This window comes from Actinobacillus arthritidis (assembly GCF_029774155.1).
In the GTDB taxonomy this organism is placed as follows: domain Bacteria; phylum Pseudomonadota; class Gammaproteobacteria; order Enterobacterales; family Pasteurellaceae; genus Actinobacillus; species Actinobacillus arthritidis.
This window is the reverse complement of sequence record NZ_CP103833.1, coordinates 2,234,778-2,256,540: the sequence shown is the minus strand read 5'-3', so window position 1 is coordinate 2,256,540 and position 21,763 is coordinate 2,234,778. Positions and strand designations below refer to the sequence as shown.

10 protein-coding genes, 6 tRNA genes and 4 pseudogenes are annotated in these 21,763 nt (G+C 40.4%); 10 read left to right on the top strand and 10 right to left on the bottom strand.

Annotated elements, in window-relative coordinates; genetic code table 11:
• Window positions 1-37: 37 nt before the first annotated feature.
• Both lolD and lolE read left to right on the top strand, forming a co-directional pair.
• Window positions 38-717 (top strand): annotated as a pseudogene (gene lolD, locus NYR89_RS10855) (lipoprotein-releasing ABC transporter ATP-binding protein LolD).
• A complete protein-coding gene (gene lolE, locus NYR89_RS10850) occupies window positions 717-1,967 on the top strand; it encodes a lipoprotein-releasing ABC transporter permease subunit LolE (protein ID WP_279445804.1) in 1,251 nt (416 codons plus the stop codon). The pseudogene lolD and the gene lolE overlap by 1 nt, the downstream one beginning before the upstream one ends.
• A 158-nt stretch (window positions 1,968-2,125) precedes the next feature.
• Here the strand turns inward: lolE and NYR89_RS10845 are convergent.
• From NYR89_RS10845 to NYR89_RS10830, 4 genes and pseudogenes are all read right to left on the bottom strand, one after another.
• Window positions 2,126-9,841 (bottom strand): annotated as a pseudogene (locus NYR89_RS10845) (YadA-like family protein); the annotation flags it as partial.
• Complete coding sequence (locus tag NYR89_RS10840) at window positions 9,772-10,014, bottom strand: hypothetical protein (RefSeq protein WP_279445802.1); 243 nt, start codon at window positions 10,012-10,014, stop codon at window positions 9,772-9,774. The gene NYR89_RS10840 and the pseudogene NYR89_RS10845, both read right to left, overlap by 70 nt.
• 106 nt (window positions 10,015-10,120) lie before the next feature.
• Window positions 10,121-10,960, bottom strand: coding sequence for a hypothetical protein (locus NYR89_RS10835; RefSeq protein ID WP_279445801.1), 840 nt, complete (start codon window positions 10,958-10,960; stop codon window positions 10,121-10,123).
• A complete protein-coding gene (locus NYR89_RS10830; RefSeq protein ID WP_279445800.1) occupies window positions 10,957-12,072 on the bottom strand; it encodes an ESPR-type extended signal peptide-containing protein in 1,116 nt (371 codons plus the stop codon). The genes NYR89_RS10835 and NYR89_RS10830 overlap by 4 nt, the downstream gene beginning before the upstream one ends.
• 348 nt (window positions 12,073-12,420) lie before the next feature.
• On the opposite strand from NYR89_RS10830, the pseudogene uvrD reads away from it, so the two are divergent.
• Window positions 12,421-14,617: pseudogene (gene uvrD, locus NYR89_RS10825) on the top strand (DNA helicase II).
• A gap of 232 nt (window positions 14,618-14,849) precedes the next feature.
• On the opposite strand, the gene NYR89_RS10820 reads toward uvrD, so the two are convergent.
• The 6 genes from NYR89_RS10820 to NYR89_RS10795 all read right to left on the bottom strand — a co-directional run bounded on the left by NYR89_RS10820 (window position 14,850) and on the right by NYR89_RS10795 (window position 15,476).
• A tRNA-Gly gene (locus NYR89_RS10820) sits at window positions 14,850-14,925 on the bottom strand.
• 47 nt (window positions 14,926-14,972) lie between these two features.
• Window positions 14,973-15,059: transfer RNA gene (locus tag NYR89_RS10815), tRNA-Leu, on the bottom strand.
• A 32-nt stretch (window positions 15,060-15,091) separates the two neighbouring features.
• Window positions 15,092-15,178: transfer RNA gene (locus tag NYR89_RS10810), tRNA-Leu, on the bottom strand.
• Window positions 15,179-15,200: 22 nt separating this feature from the next.
• Window positions 15,201-15,276 (bottom strand) — tRNA-Gly (locus NYR89_RS10805).
• A 26-nt stretch (window positions 15,277-15,302) separates the two neighbouring features.
• Window positions 15,303-15,389: transfer RNA gene (locus NYR89_RS10800), tRNA-Leu, on the bottom strand.
• 11 nt (window positions 15,390-15,400) lie between these two features.
• Window positions 15,401-15,476: transfer RNA gene (locus tag NYR89_RS10795), tRNA-Gly, on the bottom strand.
• Window positions 15,477-15,715: 239 nt separating this feature from the next.
• Here NYR89_RS10795 and NYR89_RS10790 point away from each other — a divergent pair.
• The 7 genes and pseudogenes from NYR89_RS10790 (at window position 15,716) to accB (ending at window position 21,665) form a co-directional block, all read left to right on the top strand.
• Entirely contained in the window at window positions 15,716-16,744 is a 1,029-nt protein-coding gene (locus NYR89_RS10790) for a YeeE/YedE family protein (protein WP_279445799.1), read from the top strand.
• Window positions 16,745-16,765: 21 nt separating this feature from the next.
• Window positions 16,766-16,987 (top strand): sulfurtransferase TusA family protein, encoded by a 222-nt coding sequence (locus tag NYR89_RS10785; RefSeq protein ID WP_279445798.1) that lies wholly within the window; start codon window positions 16,766-16,768, stop codon window positions 16,985-16,987.
• Between the two features lie 230 nt (window positions 16,988-17,217).
• A complete protein-coding gene (dapD, locus tag NYR89_RS10780; protein WP_005602738.1) occupies window positions 17,218-18,042 on the top strand; it encodes a 2,3,4,5-tetrahydropyridine-2,6-dicarboxylate N-succinyltransferase in 825 nt (274 codons plus the stop codon).
• Between the two features lie 52 nt (window positions 18,043-18,094).
• Window positions 18,095-18,469, top strand: coding sequence for a hypothetical protein (locus tag NYR89_RS10775; protein ID WP_279445796.1), 375 nt, complete (start codon window positions 18,095-18,097; stop codon window positions 18,467-18,469).
• 43 nt (window positions 18,470-18,512) lie between these two features.
• On the top strand, window positions 18,513-18,977 hold the full coding sequence (aroQ, locus tag NYR89_RS10770; RefSeq protein ID WP_039198018.1) for a type II 3-dehydroquinate dehydratase: 465 nt from the start codon (window positions 18,513-18,515) through the stop codon (window positions 18,975-18,977).
• A 71-nt stretch (window positions 18,978-19,048) separates the two neighbouring features.
• Window positions 19,049-21,040 (top strand): LTA synthase family protein, encoded by a 1,992-nt coding sequence (locus NYR89_RS10765; RefSeq protein ID WP_279445795.1) that lies wholly within the window; start codon window positions 19,049-19,051, stop codon window positions 21,038-21,040.
• A 168-nt stretch (window positions 21,041-21,208) separates the two neighbouring features.
• Window positions 21,209-21,665: pseudogene (accB, locus tag NYR89_RS10760) on the top strand (acetyl-CoA carboxylase biotin carboxyl carrier protein).
• Window positions 21,666-21,763: the final 98 nt, after the last annotated feature.

Sequence of the window (21,763 nt, the reverse complement as noted above, 5' to 3'; positions counted from 1 at the left end):
TTCTAAATATTTCCACTTAAATAAAGATAAAAACAATATGACCGAATTATTACGCTGTGAAAATATCAGCAAATTTTATGATGAGGGCAACCAAAAGGTGCAAGTCCTCAAAGACGTTTCATTTTCGATGAATAGCGGTGAATTAGTAGCAATTGTCGGCTCATCCGGTTCAGGCAAAAGTACCCTATTACATACGCTTGGCGGTTTAGATCAACCGAGTTCCGGCGAAGTTTGGATTAAACAACAATCGCGCAAAAATTAAGTGCGAATAAACTGGCGCAACTGCGTAACCAAAATCTCGGCTTCGTTTACCAATTCCATCACTTAATGGCGGATTTTACTGCGCTTGAAAACGTGATGATGCCAATGCTAATCGGTAATCAAAATAAAAGCGAAGTACGCGATCGTGCCGAAAAAATGCTACAAGCGGTCGGATTATCGCACCGAATTACCCATCGTCCTTCAGCACTTTCCGGTGGCGAACGCCAACGTGTGGCGATTGCCCGTGCGTTAGTTAATAATCCGGCACTCGTATTAGCCGATGAACCGACCGGTAACCTCGACCAAAAAACCACCGAAAGTATTTTTGATCTGATCAAACAATTGAATGCCGAACAAAATATCGCCTTTTTGTTGGTCACTCACGACTTAAATTTGGCAAATAAATTAGCTCGCCGCTTTGTGATGCGAGATGGTGTATTAAGTGAGGCAGATTAATGAATACCCCTTTTTTTATTAGCTGGCGTTATCAACGAGGCAAACAAAAAAATCGGCTAGTTTCGTTGATCTCACTATTTTCCAGTATTGGGATTGCACTTGGTGTAGCGGTATTAATTATCGGCTTAAGTGCGATGAACGGTTTCGAGCGGGAACTAAATCAGCGGGTGCTTTCCGTTGTTCCACACGCTGAGCTGTATTCCTACAATGGCAATGAAAACGCACCGATACAAGCGGGTAAAAAACTGGAAAATCTTGCAAATAGTAATCCAAATGTGACCGCTTCTTCGCCCTTCGTCAGCTTTACCGGCTTGATTGAAAACGGTACGCAACTGAAAATCGCCCAAGTTCGAGGCGTTGATCCGGTTAAGCAAGATAAAGTCAGTTCGCTTAGCCATTATATTCCGAGTGAGCAATGGCAAGCGTTCCATCAACAAGGTGGCTTAATTCTTGGTGCCGGTATTGCTAAAGATTTGGAAGTGACCGCAGGTGATGAAGTCACGCTATTATTGCCACAACCGACCGAGGACGGCAAATTGGCTCAACCGTTACGTTTCAGCTTACCGGTAACCGGCGTACTGAAACTGGAGGGGCAACTCGACCATAGCTATGCGTTATTACCAATTGAAAAAGCCCAAGAGTTATTGGAATATCAACCAAATGAATATTCGGGTATTGAGTTAGCATTAAAAGCACCGTTTAAAGTACAAGAGCCGCAAATGCCGGAACTTGCCAACTTTAATCAACCGCTGTACCTCAACACTTGGATTGAAAAATTCGGCTATATGTATAACGATATTCAGCTGGTACGCACCGTGATGTATATCGCAATGGTATTAGTAATCGGCGTGGCGTGTTTTAATATTATTTCGACACTAATTATGGCAGTAAAAGATAAGCAAGGCGATATTGCAATTATGCGCACGCTTGGTGCTAATAATGGTTTTATCAAACGTATTTTTCTATGGTATGGATTATTGTCCGGAATGAAAGGGGCGTTGGCTGGGATTATACTCGGTGTGATATTGTCGCTGAATTTAACTGCAATGATTAAAGCGATTGAAGGATTTTTTGGCATCAAATTGTTATCTGACGGTGTTTATTTTGTTGACTTCCTTCCAAGCGAACTACACTGGCAAGATGTCGCTTATGTGTTAATCGCCACCATTGTTTTAAGCCTATTCGCCAGTCTCTATCCGGCAACCCGAGCGGCAAAATTAGAACCGGCGAAAGTATTAAGCGGTCATTAACTTTGATATGGCAAAGCACGAGTTTAGCTCGTGCTTTTTTGTTTTCCGATGACCTGACAAGCGGTCAAATTTCACTGATTTTTTGCAAATTTTCCTCATAAAAAAACCTCAGTTCTTTCGAACTGAGGTTTTTATTATTGCTTGCTACAAGTTAGTGATTACCACTGATAACCTACACTTGCCGCACCGGAGTCACCACGTGTATTAGTGTTTACAGAGAATTTCACACCAATCTTACCGTTATCCGATAAACGTGAATAACCTACTGCTACTGCACCTTGGTTTTTATAAGTACCAATACCTGCAGAGATCATTGATTTACCTGGTATCGTTACATGATATAAGTTACCAGCGACCATTGCTCCTGCAATACCAGCACGTAAGTCTTTATCAACTTTATTGATATTATGACTAATGCTACTTACTGCACCTTTTAATTGTGCCACATTTACAGCATCATTATCCTTCTTACCTGCCGCAACATTGGTAATACGAGTTGGACCACCATTTGCATTAGCAACCTTAATTGCACCATCTTCAGTTGTGCTAATTATTGCGGTATTGCTACCTTTACCAATTTTCACACTATCAAAGTTTGGATTTACAGAAGTTGCAATTGCAATGTTTTTACCATCTTGAGTAATCTCAATGTTATTGCCTGCTTTAACCGCAACGGTATCTCCCATCGCAACATTAGCTTTTGATTTACCAATCACTTCACCTGTTGAGCCATAAACCTTATCAGCCTCAATGTTCCAACCTTTCGCAACAGTATTTTGAAGGTTTGTTACATTTTGGTTAGTTGCGTGTAATTGGCTACCGTTTACAGCATCTGTACTGGTTTCACTTACATCACCCGCTTTTACGTTAATAACTTTGTTACCACCGTTATCTAAACCATTGCTGGTTAAATTCACTAGTGAATCAGTAAAACTTACACCTTTGTCTGATACTTTCGTACCACCAGTTGTTAAGCTTCCGTCTTTGCCTAAGTCAACATCCTTGTTTAAGCCTACTGTGAGTGACTTACCAGTTACAGTTGTTTTCACATTACCGTCACCTTTCACTTGGATAGTTTTTCCAAGATTTTCTGTCACTGTATTGCCATTATCATCTGCTAAACCAAAACCACCACCTTGTGAAGCATCGGTTACACTTGATACTGCGATTTGTAGATCACCGATATTTGCAGCATTCTTCAATGTATCGCCTTTCGCATCTGAAAGTTTAGTACCGTCTAAACCACTTTTCACGTTTGTGATTTGTTTGTCACCAGCATTGATACCTGTTTGCACTGAAATATTCACATCACCTACAGTTAAACCATCTTTAGTCAACGATACTTCATCACCAACTTTCACACCATCATTATTCATGACAGTATCACCGGCTTTAATACTACCGTCTTTACTTAGGTCAATATCTTTCGATAAGCCAACAGTCACATTTGTACCATTATTATTAATAACGATATTGTCTCCGTTTGCAAAATTCACCGTATTGCCCGGTTTAACATTAGTTGAAGTATTGCCGTTAGTTTGAATATTCCAACCCGCATTTGCCGTAGAGTTAACCGCATTTAATTGGCTCACGTTAACCGCATCCGTATCATCCGTACCTGTTGCAACGTTCGTAATTTTATTACCACCGTTGTTTAAGCCGGTATTCGTTAAGCTAACTGATGTACCACCTGTCGGATTAATTGTGATGCCATTGCCGTCAATAACGGTGTTACCTGTACCTGAGGTAAAGGTCGCATTCGTTAAATCCGTTAATGCTTTCGCCATCTTAATGATAAGCTCATCGCCATCATTATCTACACGTAAGTTTTTATCCGTGACAGCCGCTGTATCCGCTAACTTACCTTTGATTGCTAAGGTCTCATTCAGTTTTTTCTTAATGACTTGACCTTTATCGCCAACGAATTTTAAGCCGTCATTCAAGGTCGCCACTTGTTCTTCACCGTCCGGTGTGTCATACACAATACGTGTCTTCGATTCACCCGGCTGGCCATTTACGCCCGGTTCACCGTTTTTAACTCGGATATTGGTTGTCGGTGTTTTGCCATCTGCGCCTTTCGGACCTGTTAAGCCGATTGAACCGTCTTTACCATTTAAGACAACTGATGAGCCATCTTTACCGTTAACACCTAATGAACCGTCTTCACCGTCCACGCCGTCTTTGCCCACTTTACCTAATGTAAGGTCTTTGTTTAAAGCAAAAGTAACATTGTTGTCAGTCGTTTCCTTCGTAATCAGGATATTACCGTCAGTGTTGTTTAAGCTCACATTACCTTTCGGTGCAACGTTAGTTGCGTTTGTGCCATTAGCCGCAATATTCCAACCCGCGTTCGCAATATTTTTCACGTCATTCAACTGGCTTACGTTAACCGCATCTGTATTATTCGTACCTGTTGCAACATTCGTGATTTTGTTATCACCGTTGTTTAAGCCGGTATTCGTTAAGCTAACTGATGTACCACCTGTCGGATTAATTGTGATGCCATTGCCGTCAATAACGGTGTTACCTGTACCTGAGGTAAAGGTCGCATTCGTTAAATCCGTTAATGCTTTCGCCATCTTAATGATAAGCTCATCGCCATCATTATCTACACGTAAGTTTTTATCCGTGACAGCCGCTGTATCCGCTAACTTACCTTTGATTGCTAAGGTCTCATTCAGTTTTTTCTTAATGACTTGACCTTTATCGCCAACGAATTTTAAGCCGTCGTTCAAGGTCGCTACTTGCTCTTCGCCATCCGGTGTGTCATACACAATACGTGTCTTCGTTTCACCCGGTTGACCATTTACACCTGGTTCACCTTTCTCTGCACGAATATTTGTACTCACACCTGGCGTGCCATCTGCGCCTTTCGGACCTGTTAAGCCGATTGAACCGTCTTTACCATTTAAGACAACTGATGAGCCATCTTTACCGTTAACACCTAATGAACCGTCTTCACCGTCCACGCCGTCTTTGCCCACTTTACCTAATGTAAGGTCTTTGTTTAAAGCAAAAGTAACATTGTTGTCAGTCGTTTCCTTCGTAATCAGGATATTACCGTCAGTGTTGTTTAAGCTCACATTACCTTTCGGTGCAACGTTAGTTGCGTTTGTGCCATTAGCCGCAATATTCCAACCCGCGTTCGCAATATTTTTCACGTCATTCAACTGGCTTACGTTAACCGCATCTGTATTATTCGTACCTGTCGCAACATTCGTGATTTTGTTATCACCGTTGTTTAAGCCGGTATTCGTTAAGCTAACTGATGTACCACCTGTCGGATTAATTGTGATGCCATTGCCGTCAATAACGGTGTTACCTGTACCTGAGGTAAAGGTCGCATTCGTTAAATCCGTTAATGCTTTCGCCATCTTAATGATAAGCTCATCGCCATCATTATCTACACGTAAGTTTTTATCCGTGACAGCCGCTGTATCCGCTAACTTACCTTTGATTGCTAAGGTCTCATTCAGTTTTTTCTTAATGACTTGACCTTTATCGCCAACGAATTTTAAGCCGTCGTTCAAGGTCGCTACTTGCTCTTCGCCATCCGGTGTGTCATACACAATACGTGTCTTCGTTTCACCCGGTTGACCATTTACACCTGGTTCACCTTTCTCTGCACGAATATTTGTACTCACACCTGGCGTGCCATCTGCGCCTTTCGGACCTGTTAAGCCGATTGAACCGTCTTTACCATTTAAGACAACTGATGAGCCATCTTTACCGTTAACACCTAATGAACCGTCTTCACCGTCCACGCCGTCTTTGCCCACTTTACCTAATGTAAGGTCTTTGTTTAAAGCAAAAGTAACATTGTTGTCAGTCGTTTCCTTCGTAATCAGGATATTACCGTCAGTGTTGTTTAAGCTCACATTACCTTTCGGTGCAACGTTAGTTGCGTTTGTGCCATTAGCCGCAATATTCCAACCCGCGTTCGCAATATTTTTCACGTCATTCAACTGGCTCACGTTAACCGCATCTGTATTATTCGTACCTGTTGCAACATTCGTGATTTTGTTATCACCGTTGTTTAAGCCGGTATTCGTTAAGCTAACTGATGTACCACCTGTCGGATTAATTGTGATGCCATTGCCGTCAATAACGGTGTTACCTGTACCTGAGGTAAAGGTCGCATTCGTTAAATCCGTTAATGCTTTCGCCATCTTAATGATAAGCTCATCGCCATCATTATCTACACGTAAGTTTTCAGCTGTAACATCTGCTGTATTTGCTAACTTACCTTTGATCGCTAAGGTTTCATTCAGTTTTTTCTTAATAACTGCACCTGTATCACCAACGAATTTTAAGCCGTCGTTCAAGGTCGCAACTTGTTCTTCACCGTCCGGTGTGTCATACACAATACGTGTCTTCGATTCACCCGGTTGACCATTTACACCTGGTTCACCTTTCTCTGCACGAATATTTGTACTCACACCTGGCGTGCCGTCTGCACCTTTCGGACCGGTTAAGCCGATTGAACCGTCTTTACCGTTTAACACCACAGAAGAGCCATCTTTACCTTTCGCACCCACTGAGCCATCTACGCCATCAACACCGTCTTTACCTACCGTAATATCTTTGTTTAAGCCAAAGAGGACGTCATTGTTCGTATCTGTTTTAGTAATCAGGATATTGCCGTCAGTGTTGTTTAAGCTCACATTGCCTTTCGGTGCAACGTTAGTTGAGTTCGTACCGTTTGTCGCAATATTCCAACCAGCATTTACTGTTGTTTTCACATCTTCCAACTGGCTCACGTTAACCGCATCTGTCGGAGCTTCACCTTTAGCTACGTCAGTAATTTTGTTACCGCCGTTATTAAGGCCGTTATCCGTTAAGGTTACCGATTTGCCACCGCCTGTCGGGGTGATTGTGATGCCATTGCCGTCAATAACGGTGTTACCTGTACCTGAGGTAAAGGTCGCATTCGTTAAATCCGTTAATGCTTTCGCCATCTTAATGATAAGCTCATCGCCATCATTATCTACACGTAAGTTTTTATCCGTGACAGCCGCTGTATCCGCTAACTTACCTTTGATTGCTAAGGTCTCATTCAGTTTTTTCTTAATGACTTGACCTTTATCGCCAACGAATTTTAAGCCGTCATTCAAGGTCGCTACTTGCTCTTCGCCATCCGGTGTGTCATACACAATACGTGTTTTCGTTTCACCCGGTTGACCATCTACGCCAGGTTGACCATCCTTCACTCGGATATTGGTTGTCGGCGTTTTTCCGTCTGTACCTTTCGGACCGGTTAAGCCGATTGAACCGTCTTTACCGTTTAACACCACAGAAGAGCCATCTTTACCTTTCGCACCCACTGAGCCATCTACGCCATCAACACCGTCTTTACCTACCGTAATATCTTTGTTTAAGCCAAAGAGGACGTCATTGTTCGTATCTGTTTTAGTAATCAGGATATTGCCGTCAGTGTTGTTTAAGCTCACATTGCCTTTCGGTGCAACGTTAGTTGAGTTCGTACCGTTTGTCGCAATATTCCAACCGGCATTTACTGTTGTTTTCACATCTTCCAACTGGCTTACGTTAACCGCATCTGTATTATTCGTACCTGTTGCAACATTCGTGATTTTGTTATCACCGTTGTTTAAGCCGGTATTCGTTAAGCTAACTGATGTACCACCTGTCGGATTAATTGTGATGCCATTGCCATCAATCACAGTATCGCCTGTATTTGATGTAAAGGTCGCATTCGTTAAATCCGTTAATGCTTTCGCCATCTTAATGATAAGCTCATCGCCATCATTATCTACACGTAAGTTTTTATCCGTGACAGCCGCTGTATCCGCTAACTTACCTTTGATTGCTAAGGTCTCATTCAGTTTTTTCTTAATGACTTGACCTTTATCGCCAACGAATTTTAAGCCGTCATTCAAGGTCGCAACTTGTTCTTCACCGTCCGGTGTGTCATACACAATACGTGTCTTCGATTCACCCGGTTGACCATTTACACCTGGTTCACCTTTCTCTGCACGAATATTTGTACTCACACCTGGCGTGCCGTCTGCACCTTTCGGACCTGTTAAGCCAATTGAACCGTCTTTACCGTTTAACACCACAGAAGAGCCGTCTTTACCCTTCGCACCCACTGAGCCATCTACGCCATCAACGCCGTCTTTACCTACCGTAATATCTTTGTTTAAGCCAAAGAGGACGTCATTGTTCGTATCTGTTTTAGTAATCAGGATATTGCCGTCAGTGTTGTTTAAGCTCACATTGCCTTTCGGTGCAACGTTAGTTGAGTTCGTACCGTTTGTCGCAATATTCCAACCAGCATTTACTGTTGTTTTCACATCTTCCAACTGGCTCACGTTAACCGCATCTGTCGGAGCTTCACCTTTAGCTACGTCAGTAATTTTGTTACCGCCGTTATTAAGGCCGTTATCCGTTAAGGTTACCGATTTGCCACCGCCTGTCGGGGTGATTGTGATGCCATTGCCGTCAATAACGGTGTTACCTGTACCTGAGGTAAAGGTCGCATTCGTTAAATCCGTTAATGCTTTCGCCATCTTAATGATAAGCTCATCGCCATCATTATCTACACGTAAGTTTTTATCCGTGACAGCCGCTGTATCCGCTAACTTACCTTTGATTGCTAAGGTCTCATTCAGTTTTTTCTTAATGACTTGACCTTTATCGCCAACGAATTTTAAGCCGTCATTCAAGGTCGCTACTTGCTCTTCGCCATCCGGTGTGTCATACACAATACGTGTTTTCGTTTCACCCGGTTGACCATCTACGCCAGGTTGACCATCCTTCACTCGGATATTGGTTGTCGGCGTTTTTCCGTCTGTACCTTTCGGACCGGTTAAGCCGATTGAACCGTCTTTACCGTTTAATACCACAGAAGAGCCGTCTTTACCCTTCGCACCCACTGAGCCATCTACGCCATCAACACCGTCTTTACCTACCGTAATATCTTTGTTTAAGCCAAAGAGGACGTCATTGTTCGTATCTGTTTTAGTAATCAGGATATTGCCGTCAGTGTTGTTTAAGCTCACATTGCCTTTCGGTGCAACGTTAGTTGAGTTCGTACCGTTTGTCGCAATATTCCAACCAGCATTTACTGTTGTTTTCACATCTTCCAACTGGCTCACGTTAACCGCATCTGTCGGAGCTTCACCTTTAGCTACGTCAGTAATTTTGTTACCGCCGTTATTAAGGCCGTTATCCGTTAAGGTTACCGATTTGCCACCGCCTGTCGGGGTGATTGTGATGCCATTGCCGTCAATAACGGTGTTACCTGTACCTGAGGTAAAGGTCGCATTCGTTAAATCCGTTAATGCTTTCGCCATCTTAATGATAAGCTCATCGCCATCATTATCTACACGTAAGTTTTTATCCGTGACAGCCGCTGTATCCGCTAACTTACCTTTGATTGCTAAGGTCTCATTCAGTTTTTTCTTAATGACTTGACCTTTATCGCCAACGAATTTTAAGCCGTCATTCAAGGTCGCTACTTGCTCTTCGCCATCCGGTGTGTCATACACAATACGTGTTTTCGTTTCACCCGGTTGACCATCTACGCCAGGTTGACCATCCTTCACTCGGATATTGGTTGTCGGCGTTTTTCCGTCTGTACCTTTCGGACCGGTTAAGCCGATTGAACCGTCTTTACCGTTTAATACCACAGAAGAGCCGTCTTTACCCTTCGCACCTACTGAGCCATCTACGCCATCAACGCCGTCTTTACCGACACTAATGTTTTTGTTTAAGCCAAACGTCACGTTGTTGTCCGTGGTTTCCTTAGTAATTACGATATTACCATCGGTGTTGTTTAAACTTACATCCGCATCAGCAATAACCTCAGTTGAGTTTGTGCCATTTGCCGCAATATTCCAGCCCACTTTTGCCGCTGCGCCGGTTTTACTTTTAAATCAAAAGTAATAGTATCGCCGTTATCTGTTCTTGTAACTTCTATATCGTTTGAAGTAACAAGTGTACGAGTATCCTTAACATATTTTTTAGTTGCAGCATCATCATCCGCTTTAGGGGCACCTACATTGGTAATGGTATTTCCACCCATATTAATAGTAGATCCCGGATTAACCTTAAAGTCATTTACTACCGTATCTCCTTCTACATTCAGATTACCAAATGTTACATCTTTTTTAGTTGCAATCGTAATACCGTTAGTCGCAGACAGTTAACTCAATATTATCTCCAGTATTAAAGTTCGCTTTAGTCTGATTTTTATTTACTGTTTGGGCAACATTGGTTCCATCAACCGTTGTAGTAAAGCTCTGTAAGGCATTTGTCGCATTAGTAACTGCATCTTTTAACTCTTGAGTTGTTGCAATTTCAACCTTTCCGGTAGATACTGTTGTTGCGATTAAATCACCATCACCATTTAGTGCTAATTTCTCACCTAATTTACGTAAGGTTTCTGGTCCGGAATCCGCTGTGAATGTTAATCCTTTATTGGTAACAGTCGTATTTGCATTTACACCGTGAGTAATATTCGTTCTAGTTGACGTTGACAAATCAATGACATAATCCGTAACATCCGCATTACCAACTGCTGTCGGATTTTGCGCCTTTACTGTTACATCTCCTGATCCAGGAGAAACAGATGCTGAAGTATCTACCGCATCAATTTTATAAGTAGTAGAACCATTTGCCTTAATATCAGCTGTTACCTTTGTATTTTTACCTTCTACAACAGTTTCTTTTACTGCGGCAATAGCATCATGAATGGTAGTTTTGGTTGTACCACCGATATTAGTCATCGTAATTGTGCCGGTATTTGCAACGCTTGCATCACCGCCTAAAATGGTATCAATAGATGTGGTGACATTACCTAAAAGATGTTGAGTGGCATATAATTGCGAACCATTAATCGCATCTGTTGAAGAATCCTCAATTCGTCCCGTGACCACATTTTGAATCTGACGTTTTTCTGTGTCAGAACCTACAGAAAGAACCGCAGTTGGGTTTTTTCCCGCAAAGCCCGAATAAGTTAATGTATTCACTGTTGCTGTATTTGTAGGTGTTGCGCGACTGTTGCCGTCGCATTAGAACCTAACGCAACAGAACCTTTATTTGCAAGACTTTCTACTTTAGCATTAGAACCTAACGCAATAGAATCTTCAATTGTTGTGTGTGTAGCTGTCCCGATTGCGGCGGAATTTTTCGCTTCTGCTTTTGAACCTGTACCCATTGAAAGTGCTGATGTTTGAGTCGCTTGTGCCCCCACACCGACAGCCATAGACGCTATACCTGAAGCAGTTGTATTAGTACCAATTGCAGTTGCTAGTGCCCCTTTTGATTGTGCATAACCACCAATAGCAACCGACGCAGTACCACTTGCTGTAGTTGCACGATATAAATCGGTACTTCCATCAGTACGTGTTTGAATAAGATCGCTTTTTGTTAGAGTTTTATATGCTTGTGCAACACTCATGTTTCGACCATCTAAAGAAACAAGATCTTTCGTTGCTGTCGATTTGGCGCCATCAATATCATCCGCACCAATCGCAACAGCAAGATATCCCGTTGCTTGAGAGTCATTACCTATAGCCGTTGATTGTTGACCAGTTGCATTTGTACCAAAACCGATACCGACGGCCTGTCCTCCTGTAATCGTAGCATTCGTACCTACCGCTACCGATTCTGTACCGGTCACAGTAAGGTTAAAACCAAGGCTAGCGGAACGGGAACCGGCAATAGTACTGTTTGCGACTAATGCAACAGCATCTTTCATATCTCCTCTTTCAGTTGCATTAAACATCGTAGAGTTTCTACCAACTAAAACTGAACCACCCGCAGTAGTATTTAGATTTACGCCAGATACAAATGAATTAGCTACTGCTGTACTGTCACCTGTATTACTAGTAATACCCAATGTTGGCTCAAGCTTGATAAGACCAACTGCGGCATGTGCATCAGAAACTAATACACTGCCTAAAAGACCGAGTGTCGTAGCCGCAGTACCCACACCAAGATTTAATAAAGTGCTTCCTGCCGTTGGCTCGTTGCGTTCATCGGTTGTAGATGATGACTTACCTTTTGATTTAGTAAGTTCAGATACCACCACCATAGATTGTGTTGCATGATTCCAAATAACTTTGAAAATTTTATTCATATAAAGTGTCCTTCACTTATAATTATGCTTAAAAAAGCATTATTTCAGCTAAAGCTAATTTAATACTGTAATAGAATTAAAATAGTCCTATTTATAGACTAAAATAAATTATTATCTACCACAAACAATCTTACATTGTTATACAAAAAAAAGTTTATTTGTTACAATTTTGTAACATTACATCATATTTATTAAACTTAATAAGTTAATGAATTAAGACTATTCAATTTATTATTTAATTCACATAAGAAATTAAAGGTTCTTTGAAAAACCTTCGCTAAATTTAACCGCTTTGATCTATAATAGGATTAACTGTATAAACAAACATTAATTAAATACGAGGCGGTAATGGATTTTTCTTTATTATTAGACGGATTAAATGATAAACAGCGAGAGGCTGTCGCGCACCGTTGGGCAATTATTTAGTCTTGGCAGGAGCCGGTTCCGGTAAAACACGGGTGCTGACACATCGTATTGCGTGGTTAATCGGTGTAGAAAACGTACCGGAATCAAATATTCTAGCAGTCACCTTTACCAATAAAGCGTGGCGGAAATGCGTCATCGTATCGAACATACTCTTTCTTCCAGCAGTCATCACCGCCTGTTCGGTATGTGGGTCGGTACATTCCACAGCATTGCTAACCGCTTGTTACGCTCGCATTACCTTGACGCTAATCTACCGCAAGATTTCCAAATTATGGACAGCGAAGATCAGCAACGTTTACTGAAACGCTTGTTAAAACTACACAATATTGATGAAAAGCATTTCCCGCCGAAGCACGTAGCGTGGTATATCAGTTCACAGAAAGATAAAGGCAAACGCCCGAAAGATATTGATCATCATAACGATCCGAATGAAAAGAAATTAGTCCAAATCTACCAAATTTATCAAGATGCCTGTGATCGTGCTGGCTTGTTAGATTTTGCCGAATTATTGATTCGAGCTTATGAGCTATTTAGAGATAAACCGCCGATTTTGCAACGCTATCAACAACGTTTTCAGCAGATCCTGATCGATGAGTTCCAAGATACCAACAATATTCAATATGACTTAATCCGTCTGCTTGCCGGTGAAACCGGTAACGTGATGATTGTTGGCGATGACGACCAATCGATTTATGGCTGGCGTGGTGCGCAGGTTGAAAATATTCAACGTTTCTTAAATGACTACCAAAAAGCGGAAACCATTCGTCTTGAGCAAAATTATCGTTCAACCGGCCATATTCTTGCCACCGCCAACGAATTGATTTCCAATAACGAAGATCGTTTAGGTAAGAATTTATGGACCGATCAAGGCGATGGTGATCCGGTTGAAATTTATTGTGCTTTCAACGAATTGGATGAAGCCCGTTTTGTTGCGTCACAAATCAAACAATGGAAAGAAGACGAAGGCGACTTAAACGAATGTGCGGTGTTATATCGTAGTAACAGCCAATCTCGTGTGATTGAGGAAGCATTAATTCAAGCGAATATTCCTTACCGTATTTATGGCGGTATGCGCTTCTTCGAGCGTCAAGAAATCAAAGATGCGTTAGCCTATTTACGTTTAATTGCGAATCGCCAAGATGATGCCGCATTTGAACGTGTAATTAATACACCGCCAAGAGGAATTGGCGAACGCACGTTAGATACGATTCGTCAAATTACCCGGAATCGCCAAATAACCTTATGGCAGGCGATTCAAGTGGCTGTGCAAGAAGAACAACTGTCCGGCAGAGCCGCCTCCGCCTTACTGCGTTTTGTCGAATTGATTAATGCACTCGAGCAAGAAACCGAGCAAATGCCATTGTTTGAACAAACCGATTTTGTGATTAAAAAATCCGGTTTATACGAAATGTATCAGCAAGAAAAAGGAGAAAAAGGCGAAGTTCGTATTGAGAACTTAGAAGAGTTAGTCACCGCTACCAAACAATTCAGCAAGCCTGACGAAGCGGAAGAAATGTCGGATCTCACCGCATTTTTAACTCACGCCTCATTAGAAGCCGGCGAAGCACAAGCCTCTCCGCATCAAGATTATGTCGAATTAATGACGCTACATTCAGCAAAAGGCTTAGAATTTCCCCGTGTATTTATGGTCGGCGTAGAAGAAGGCATTTTCCCAAGCGGAATGAGTTTTGACGAAGGCAGACTGCAAGAAGAACGCCGTTTGGCTTATGTCGGCATTACCCGAGCGAAGAAAAAATTAACGATTAGTTATGCCGAACTCAGACGTTTATATGGTAAAGAAGAGCGTCATATCGCCTCTCGTTTTATTGCCGAATTGCCCGAACAGCATATTCGAGAAGTACGTTTGAGAGGCTCTATCAACCGTGCGGCAAGTTTTGCTCAAAGCACACCTTTTGCAAAAAATTCAACAAAAACGACCGCTTCTTGTTTAGCAGACAATAACTGGAAAATGGGGCAAAAAGTACAGCACGCAAAATTCGGACAAGGCACGATTATTAACGTAGAAGGCAGTGGCGAAGCAACTCGCTTACAAATCGCTTTTGCCGGTAACGGTATTAAATGGTTGATTGCTAAAATGGCGAATCTCGAAAAAGTATAAAGTTTATACTTCAGTTAACTGCTCAATTTAAAATGCCGCAACAATGTTCTATTTGTTGCGGCATTGATTTTATATACGATAACAGTTTACCCCGAACATTCCATTCCACTCGAAATAAATAATGTCATAGGCAAACGCTGTAAAATTCGAAAAATATTGTGTAAGAATAACAGAGGTAATTTTAGATATAAAAAAAGCACCTTATGGTGCTATCTGCTTTGATATGATGAAATGGAGCGGGAAACGAGGCTCGAACTCGCGACCCCGACCTTGGCAAGGTCGTGCTCTACCAACTGAGCTATTCCCGCATTGAGATTATTTTAAATCTAAATAATTTTGAAAGTTTATTATCGAATGGTGCCCGAGGCCAGACTTGAACTGGCACGCCCCGAAAGGCGAGGGATTTTAAATCCCTTGCGTCTACCGATTCCGCCACTCGGGCTTCGATAATTAATTTTATTTTAAGCTTTAAAATGGTGCCCGAGGCCAGACTTGAACTGGCACGCCCCGAAAGGCGAGGGATTTTAAATCCCTTGCGTCTACCGATTCCGCCACTCGGGCACAACCGTTTTAAATCTTAAAATGGAGCGGGAAACGAGGCTCGAACTCGCGACCCCGACCTTGGCAAGGTCGTGCTCTACCAACTGAGCTATTCCCGCATAATTTAAATTTTGTCATTCTAAAATGGTGCCCGAGGCCAGACTTGAACTGGCACGCCCCGAAAGGCGAGGGATTTTAAATCCCTTGCGTCTACCGATTCCGCCACTCGGGCTCATCTTAAAATGGAGCGGGAAACGAGGCTCGAACTCGCGACCCCGACCTTGGCAAGGTCGTGCTCTACCAACTGAGCTATTCCCGCAATAAAAACGCTACGTTATTGCGTAGCGATTTATGTGCGGTATTTTAGGCATTTTTAAAACGTTGTCAAATACAAATTTCAAAAAAAAATTCATTAGGCGAAAATTCAATCCATTTGGCGATTTTTTGCAAGAAATCCGTTTGTTATTCCAAATAGCAATAAAAAAAATAGAATAGTTATTGGAATCTATACATCAATTTTCCTAATAATAATTGCACTTTATATTTTTAGGAGAGCTTATGTTAATTTCAGGTCTACTTTGTGGCTTCCTACTTGGTTTCGTTATGCAACGCGGACGATTTTGTATTACTGGTGCATTTCGAGATCTCTATGTCACAAAAAGCAAAAAGATGTTTATTGCACTATTGATTGCGATCAGTGTTCAATCTGTTGGCTTTTTTATTCTTAAAGAAGCCGGTTTTATTAATTTCCAACCAGCTGAAAATTTTGCCCCTATCGCAGTCATAAGCGGTGCATTTTTATTTGGCATTGGCATCATTCTTGCCGGCGGTTGTGCTACCGGAACTTGGTATCGTGCTGGAGAAGGCTTGGTTGGTAGTTGGGTCGCACTCGCAACCTATATGTTATTTAGTGCGATGCTAAGAACCGGTCCGCTAGGTTCATTTAATAGTGAATTACGCAGTATTAATACGGAGCATAAAACCATTTATGAAAGTTTAGGTATTTCACCTTGGTTGTTAGTTATTTTACTCGTAGGGATCACGGCATTTTCAGTTTTCCAGCAACTTCGTAAACCGAAAGCTAAAATTGCGACGCTCAAACCTAAAAAAACAGGGTTAGCCCATATTTTATTCGAAAAACGTTGGGATCCGTTTGTAACGGCAATCCTCATCGGTATTATTGCTATCTTCGCTTGGATTTCTAGTGTACCGACCGGACGTGAATTTGGCTTAGGGATTACTGGTCCTTCTGCTAACCTCTTACAATTTTTAGTGACTGGTGAAAGTAAATTTATTAACTGGGGTGTATTATTAGTATTAGGTATTTTGCTAGGTTCTTTTATTGCCGCAAAAGGTGCTAATGAATTTAGAGTCAGAGTACCAGACAGTAAAACCGTGATTTATAGTGCTGTAGGCGGCATTCTGATGGGTATCGGTGCAACACTTGCCGGCGGTTGCTCTATCGGTAACGGCTTAGTGGAAACCTCATTTTTCTCATGGCAAGGTTGGGTATCTTTACCTGTAATGATTTTAGGCACTTGGGTTGCCGCTTACTTTACCATTATTAAACCGCGTACCAACGCATAAACAACATATAAGGAATAATATATGCAAGTAAAATTAGAAACTGCCGGCTTAGTTTGTCCTTTTCCGCTTGTAGAAGCCAAAGAAGCAATGGCAAAACTGAATAAAGGTGATGAACTGGTGATTGAATTTGACTGTACTCAAGCTACCGAAGCCATTCCAAACTGGGCGGCGGAAGAAGGTTATGAAGTAACAGATTATGAACAAATTGATGATGCTAAGTGGAGCATCACCGTTATAAAATAGACTTATCCACCTAAATAGCGATGTGAATTTAATCGATCACATCGCTATTTTTCTTACATAATGAAATTGTACTGATTTATTGATATTAGCGGTTAAATTTCATCAAACCTTTGCAAAAGTTCTACCAATCTGATTGATTTCTTTTTTATAGTAGAAAAAAATAACCATCTGTGGTAAAAAATAGGACTGATTTTTATCACAATCCCTATTTACATTAAAGGAACACAACAATGTCTTTACAAGCAATTATTGAAGCGGCATTCGAGCGTCGTGCTGAAATTACGCCAAAAACCGTTGATGCAGAAACTCGTGCGGCAATCGAAGAAGTTATCGAAGGTTTAGATAGCGGTAAATATCGTGTAGCAGAAAAAATTGACGGTGAATGGGTCACTCATCAATGGTTAAAAAAAGCGGTTTTACTTTCATTCCGTATCAATGACAACCAAATCATTGATGGTGCAGAAACCAAATACTACGACAAAGTAGGCTTAAAATTTGCAGATTATACTGAAGAACGTTTTGCACAAGAAGGTTTCCGTGTAGTACCGTCTGCAACCGTACGTAAAGGTGCATACATTTCTAAAAACTGCGTATTAATGCCATCTTATGTAAACATCGGTGCATACGTAGGCGAAGGCACAATGGTTGACACTTGGGCAACCGTAGGATCATGCGCACAAATTGGTAAAAACGTTCACTTATCTGGTGGCGTAGGTATCGGTGGCGTATTAGAACCGTTACAAGCAAACCCAACTATTATCGGCGATAATTGCTTTATCGGCGCACGTTCAGAAGTGGTTGAAGGTGTAATCGTAGAAGACGGTTGTGTAATTTCAATGGGCGTATTTATCGGTCAATCGACTCGTATTTATGACCGTGAAACCGGCGAAATCCACTACGGTCGTGTACCGGCAGGTTCTGTGGTTGTATCCGGTAGCCTTCCGTCAAAATGCGGTAAATACAGCTTATATTGCGCAGTTATCGTGAAAAAAGTTGATGCGAAAACATTAGGTAAAGTGGGTATCAATGAATTACTTCGTACTATTGAAGAGTAATTAGTAAAAAAGCGTAAGCAGAGCTTACGCTTTTTTCTATGAAGAGGAAAATATGTTTAACAAAGTTATTATATTATCTGCTACCCTGGCGATCTCTGCTTGCTCATTTATTACAGATACAGCAAATCTTCCGTTAAACCAAAAATTAAAACAATTAACCTTAGTGGAAGAAAATCATTTTGAGATTGAAAAAGATGGCGAAAAATATCTCTTAGATACTTATATTGAGCCATTCCAACAACCTTATTATATTCACGTTAGAAAAGAATCTAACACTCCTGTTGATAAAGACATTGCTGTCGAGCTTTCAAAAGCATATATCAAGACTCGAGGTTGTACACAAGAAATTAAACGACCATTCAACACTTGGGATTACGATATCAATAATTTTAGAAGCAAAGCATGGCTAATTTATCTAACTTGCTAGTTTTGTAAAAATGAAGAAATTTCACCGCTTGTAAGGAATCGATATGAAAAAAATTCTTCTCCTCAATGGTCCGAATTTAAATATGTTAGGTAAACGTGAACCTCATATTTACGGATCACAAACCCTCGCAGATATTGAACAACACTTACAACAATCAGCTCAGGCACAAGGCTACGAATTAGATTATTTTCAAGCAAACGGAGAAGAGCCGCTGATTAATCGTATTCATCAAGCATTTCAAAATACCGATTTTATTATCATCAATCCCGGTGCCTTTACCCATACCAGCGTAGCAATTCGTGATGCGTTGTTGGCGGTATCCATTCCGTTTATCGAAGTCCATCTTTCAAATGTGCACGCTCGTGAACCTTTTCGCCATCATTCTTATCTAAGTGATATAGCAAAAGGCGTGATTTGCGGTTTAGGTGCAAAAGGTTATGATTACGCACTCGACTTCGCAATTTCAGAATTAAACAAAATACAATTAGAAGAGGTAATGAATGGCTAAAGATGCTCTTATTTTAATTGGTATTTATTATTCTAATTATTATAAATAAAAAATCAGGTTAATTATAAAAAATGTCAAAACTTTCCTTTATATCTATTTTAATTATTCATATAGGACTTTTTATTTATCTTACCTCCATATTTTCTATAATTAGAAAAATTATGGTTAACTCATTTATTGAAAAAGACATATTAAACAAAGCAGAAAATATTCAATCCATTAATCGAATGTGGAATATTGGACTTCGTTTTGATTTAAAAATAATCTCTTTATTTTTAGCTGTACCCTTTATTATTTCGAGCATACTCCTAACGACACTATCTCACCCAGTGATTTTAACAGGCTATTTTTGGTATGCGATTATTATTTCATTTTTATTTTCTCTAGTTTTAATAGGAAATTATTACTATTTTAAAACTTATAAAACTTATTATGACGTTTTTATTTTTGGTCTCATTGAAGAGGATACTAAAGCGGTATTAAAAAGTATTTTTGATGACTACCCTTTATTTAAGATATCTATAACATCTGTTATTTTAGGACTAATGCCTTATTATTTTATTCAACGTATTGCTATTCTCCAATATGAATTATCTAATTGGTTAAACGTATTATTATTTATTCTAACGATATTAGTCATGTTTTTAATGATTCGTGGAACCATTCATTCTAAGCCACTAGGTAGAATTCATGCTCAAGTGTCATCATTAGCCATTTTAAACAAAATGGTTCCGAATGGTGTTTTAGCTATTCGGTGGGCTTTCCAAGATAGAAAAAGCAATGTCACTTTTGCCGCAGTAAATCCAAAAGAAGGTGAACAACTAATTAAGGATGCTTTAGCTTTAAATAAAGACACATTATATGCTCATACGCCAAAGAACGAGTACTTAGAAAAGAAAAAACCTAACGTTATTCTAGCCATTATGGAAAGTTTTGGGGGAAATGGCTTAATTACTGATGATCCGATAAACAATGATTTATTAGGATCTTTACGTCCTTATATGGAAAGTGAATTTGTATTTAAAAGATTTCTTTCCTCTTCTAATGGAACTATGAGTAGCTTGGCATCAATTTATTTTCATAGCCCGGTACAGGAAATAACGCAATCCATTGTTCAAAATACTGTAATTAAGACCAACCCATTTTTGGTCTATAAAGAAAAAGGATATAAAACAGTATTTATTTCTGCCGGTAATTTGATGTGGAGAAATTTAGCTAATTATTTACCTATTCAAGGTGTTGATGAAATCTATGATCAAAATGACTTAATGGACAGATACCCAGAGTCCAAAAAGACATTGTCATATTGGGGAATAGCGGACGAATTTGCATTTAAATTAGCAGAAGAATTATTAGCTAATGCTAATGAACCAATGTTTATTAATATTTTAACGATTACAAACCATCCTCCATATCAAGCGCCTAAAACATATGAAGCTAAAACAGTGGATCCGAATGTACTTGAAGGGAGAATGGGAGATAATGAAACCGAACGTCGTAATATACTAGAAAGTTTTCAGTATGCTTGTAATGCATTGGGCAACTTCATTAACCACATAAAATCTAGTAACAAAGCAAACAATACAATTATTGTCGCGACAGGTGATCATCATATTCGAGGTATGAAACAATGTTTCCCCAAGGAACTTTTTATGGCACATTCTGTGCCGTTCATTTTAAGTCTTCCTGAACAAATTAAAAGCCAATTTAGTATTGATTATTCGCCGAATAAATTAGGATCTCATAAAGATATTTTTCCAACGCTTTATCATTTCAGCTTATCTGATGTGAAGTATTGGACATGTGGAGGCGAAAATTTATTAGCGCCGGTATCACCGAATTACTTTGCTTTCCATCCTGCTGTATGGGCTGATGATTCAGGTATTGTTGACCTTACAACACCTGAATTACTCAAGTATCAATGGGCTCAGAACAACAATTTAATGAGCAGTGAACAAACCTTAACAAATGAGAAACATAGTAGAATTAAGGCTTATCAACATCTTCTGGATTGGCAAATTAATTACCTACTCAAAGGCTATGAAGAAAATGGGAAAGCATAACTCTTTGTAACTGCTACGATGAGTTATAAAATTGCGTGAATTTCGCCAATTTTACGAGATTTTATTCGCAAAATTGGCGAATTTCAGGTAATCTACACAAGATATTTACTCTGCACAATACTGTGCAGAGTTTCTCTTTTTAATTGACTATAAAAACGGAATCTCACTATGGATATTCGCAAAATCAAAAAACTTATCGAATTAGTTGAAGAATCAGGCATCACTGAGTTAGAAGTGTCTGAAGAAGAAGGTACAGTACGTATTAGCCGTGCTCAACCGGTCGCATCAGCGGCAGTGCAATATGTTGCGAGCACCTCAAGCGCCGGCAGCGGCTCCTGTTGCACAAGCGGCACCTGCGACTGCAGCACCGACTGCATCAGCAGAAGTAAGCGGTCACGCAGTGCTTTCACCGATGGTAGGTACCTTCTACCGTAGCCCAAGCCCAGATGCAAAAGCATTTATCGAAGTGGGTCAAACCGTAAACGTTGGCGATGCGTTATGTATCGTTGAAGCAATGAAAATGATGAACCGTATTGAATCAGACAAAGCCGGTGTGGTTAAAGCGATTTTAGTAAACGACGGCGAAGCGGTTGAATTCGACCAAAAACTTATCATCATCGAATAATTTATTCACCACGGAAATAACGGAATACACGGAATTCTGCAAGCTGACAAGCGGTCTATTTTCTCTCAAATTTTGCAAAAAAATCAGTAAAATTGACC

Coding starts and splice junctions, on each gene's coding strand:
- lolE (WP_279445804.1), top strand. CDS start 717: ATGAATACCCCTTTTTTTATTAGCTGGCGTTATCAACGAGGCAAACAA.
- NYR89_RS10840 (WP_279445802.1), bottom strand. CDS start 10,014: ATGGGTGGAAATACCATTACCAATGTAGGTGCCCCTAAAGCGGATGAT.
- NYR89_RS10830 (WP_279445800.1), bottom strand. CDS start 12,072: ATGAATAAAATTTTCAAAGTTATTTGGAATCATGCAACACAATCTATG.
- NYR89_RS10790 (WP_279445799.1), top strand. CDS start 15,716: ATGTTAATTTCAGGTCTACTTTGTGGCTTCCTACTTGGTTTCGTTATG.
- NYR89_RS10785 (WP_279445798.1), top strand. CDS start 16,766: ATGCAAGTAAAATTAGAAACTGCCGGCTTAGTTTGTCCTTTTCCGCTT.
- dapD (WP_005602738.1), top strand. CDS start 17,218: ATGTCTTTACAAGCAATTATTGAAGCGGCATTCGAGCGTCGTGCTGAA.
- NYR89_RS10775 (WP_279445796.1), top strand. CDS start 18,095: ATGTTTAACAAAGTTATTATATTATCTGCTACCCTGGCGATCTCTGCT.
- aroQ (WP_039198018.1), top strand. CDS start 18,513: ATGAAAAAAATTCTTCTCCTCAATGGTCCGAATTTAAATATGTTAGGT.
- NYR89_RS10765 (WP_279445795.1), top strand. CDS start 19,049: ATGTCAAAACTTTCCTTTATATCTATTTTAATTATTCATATAGGACTT.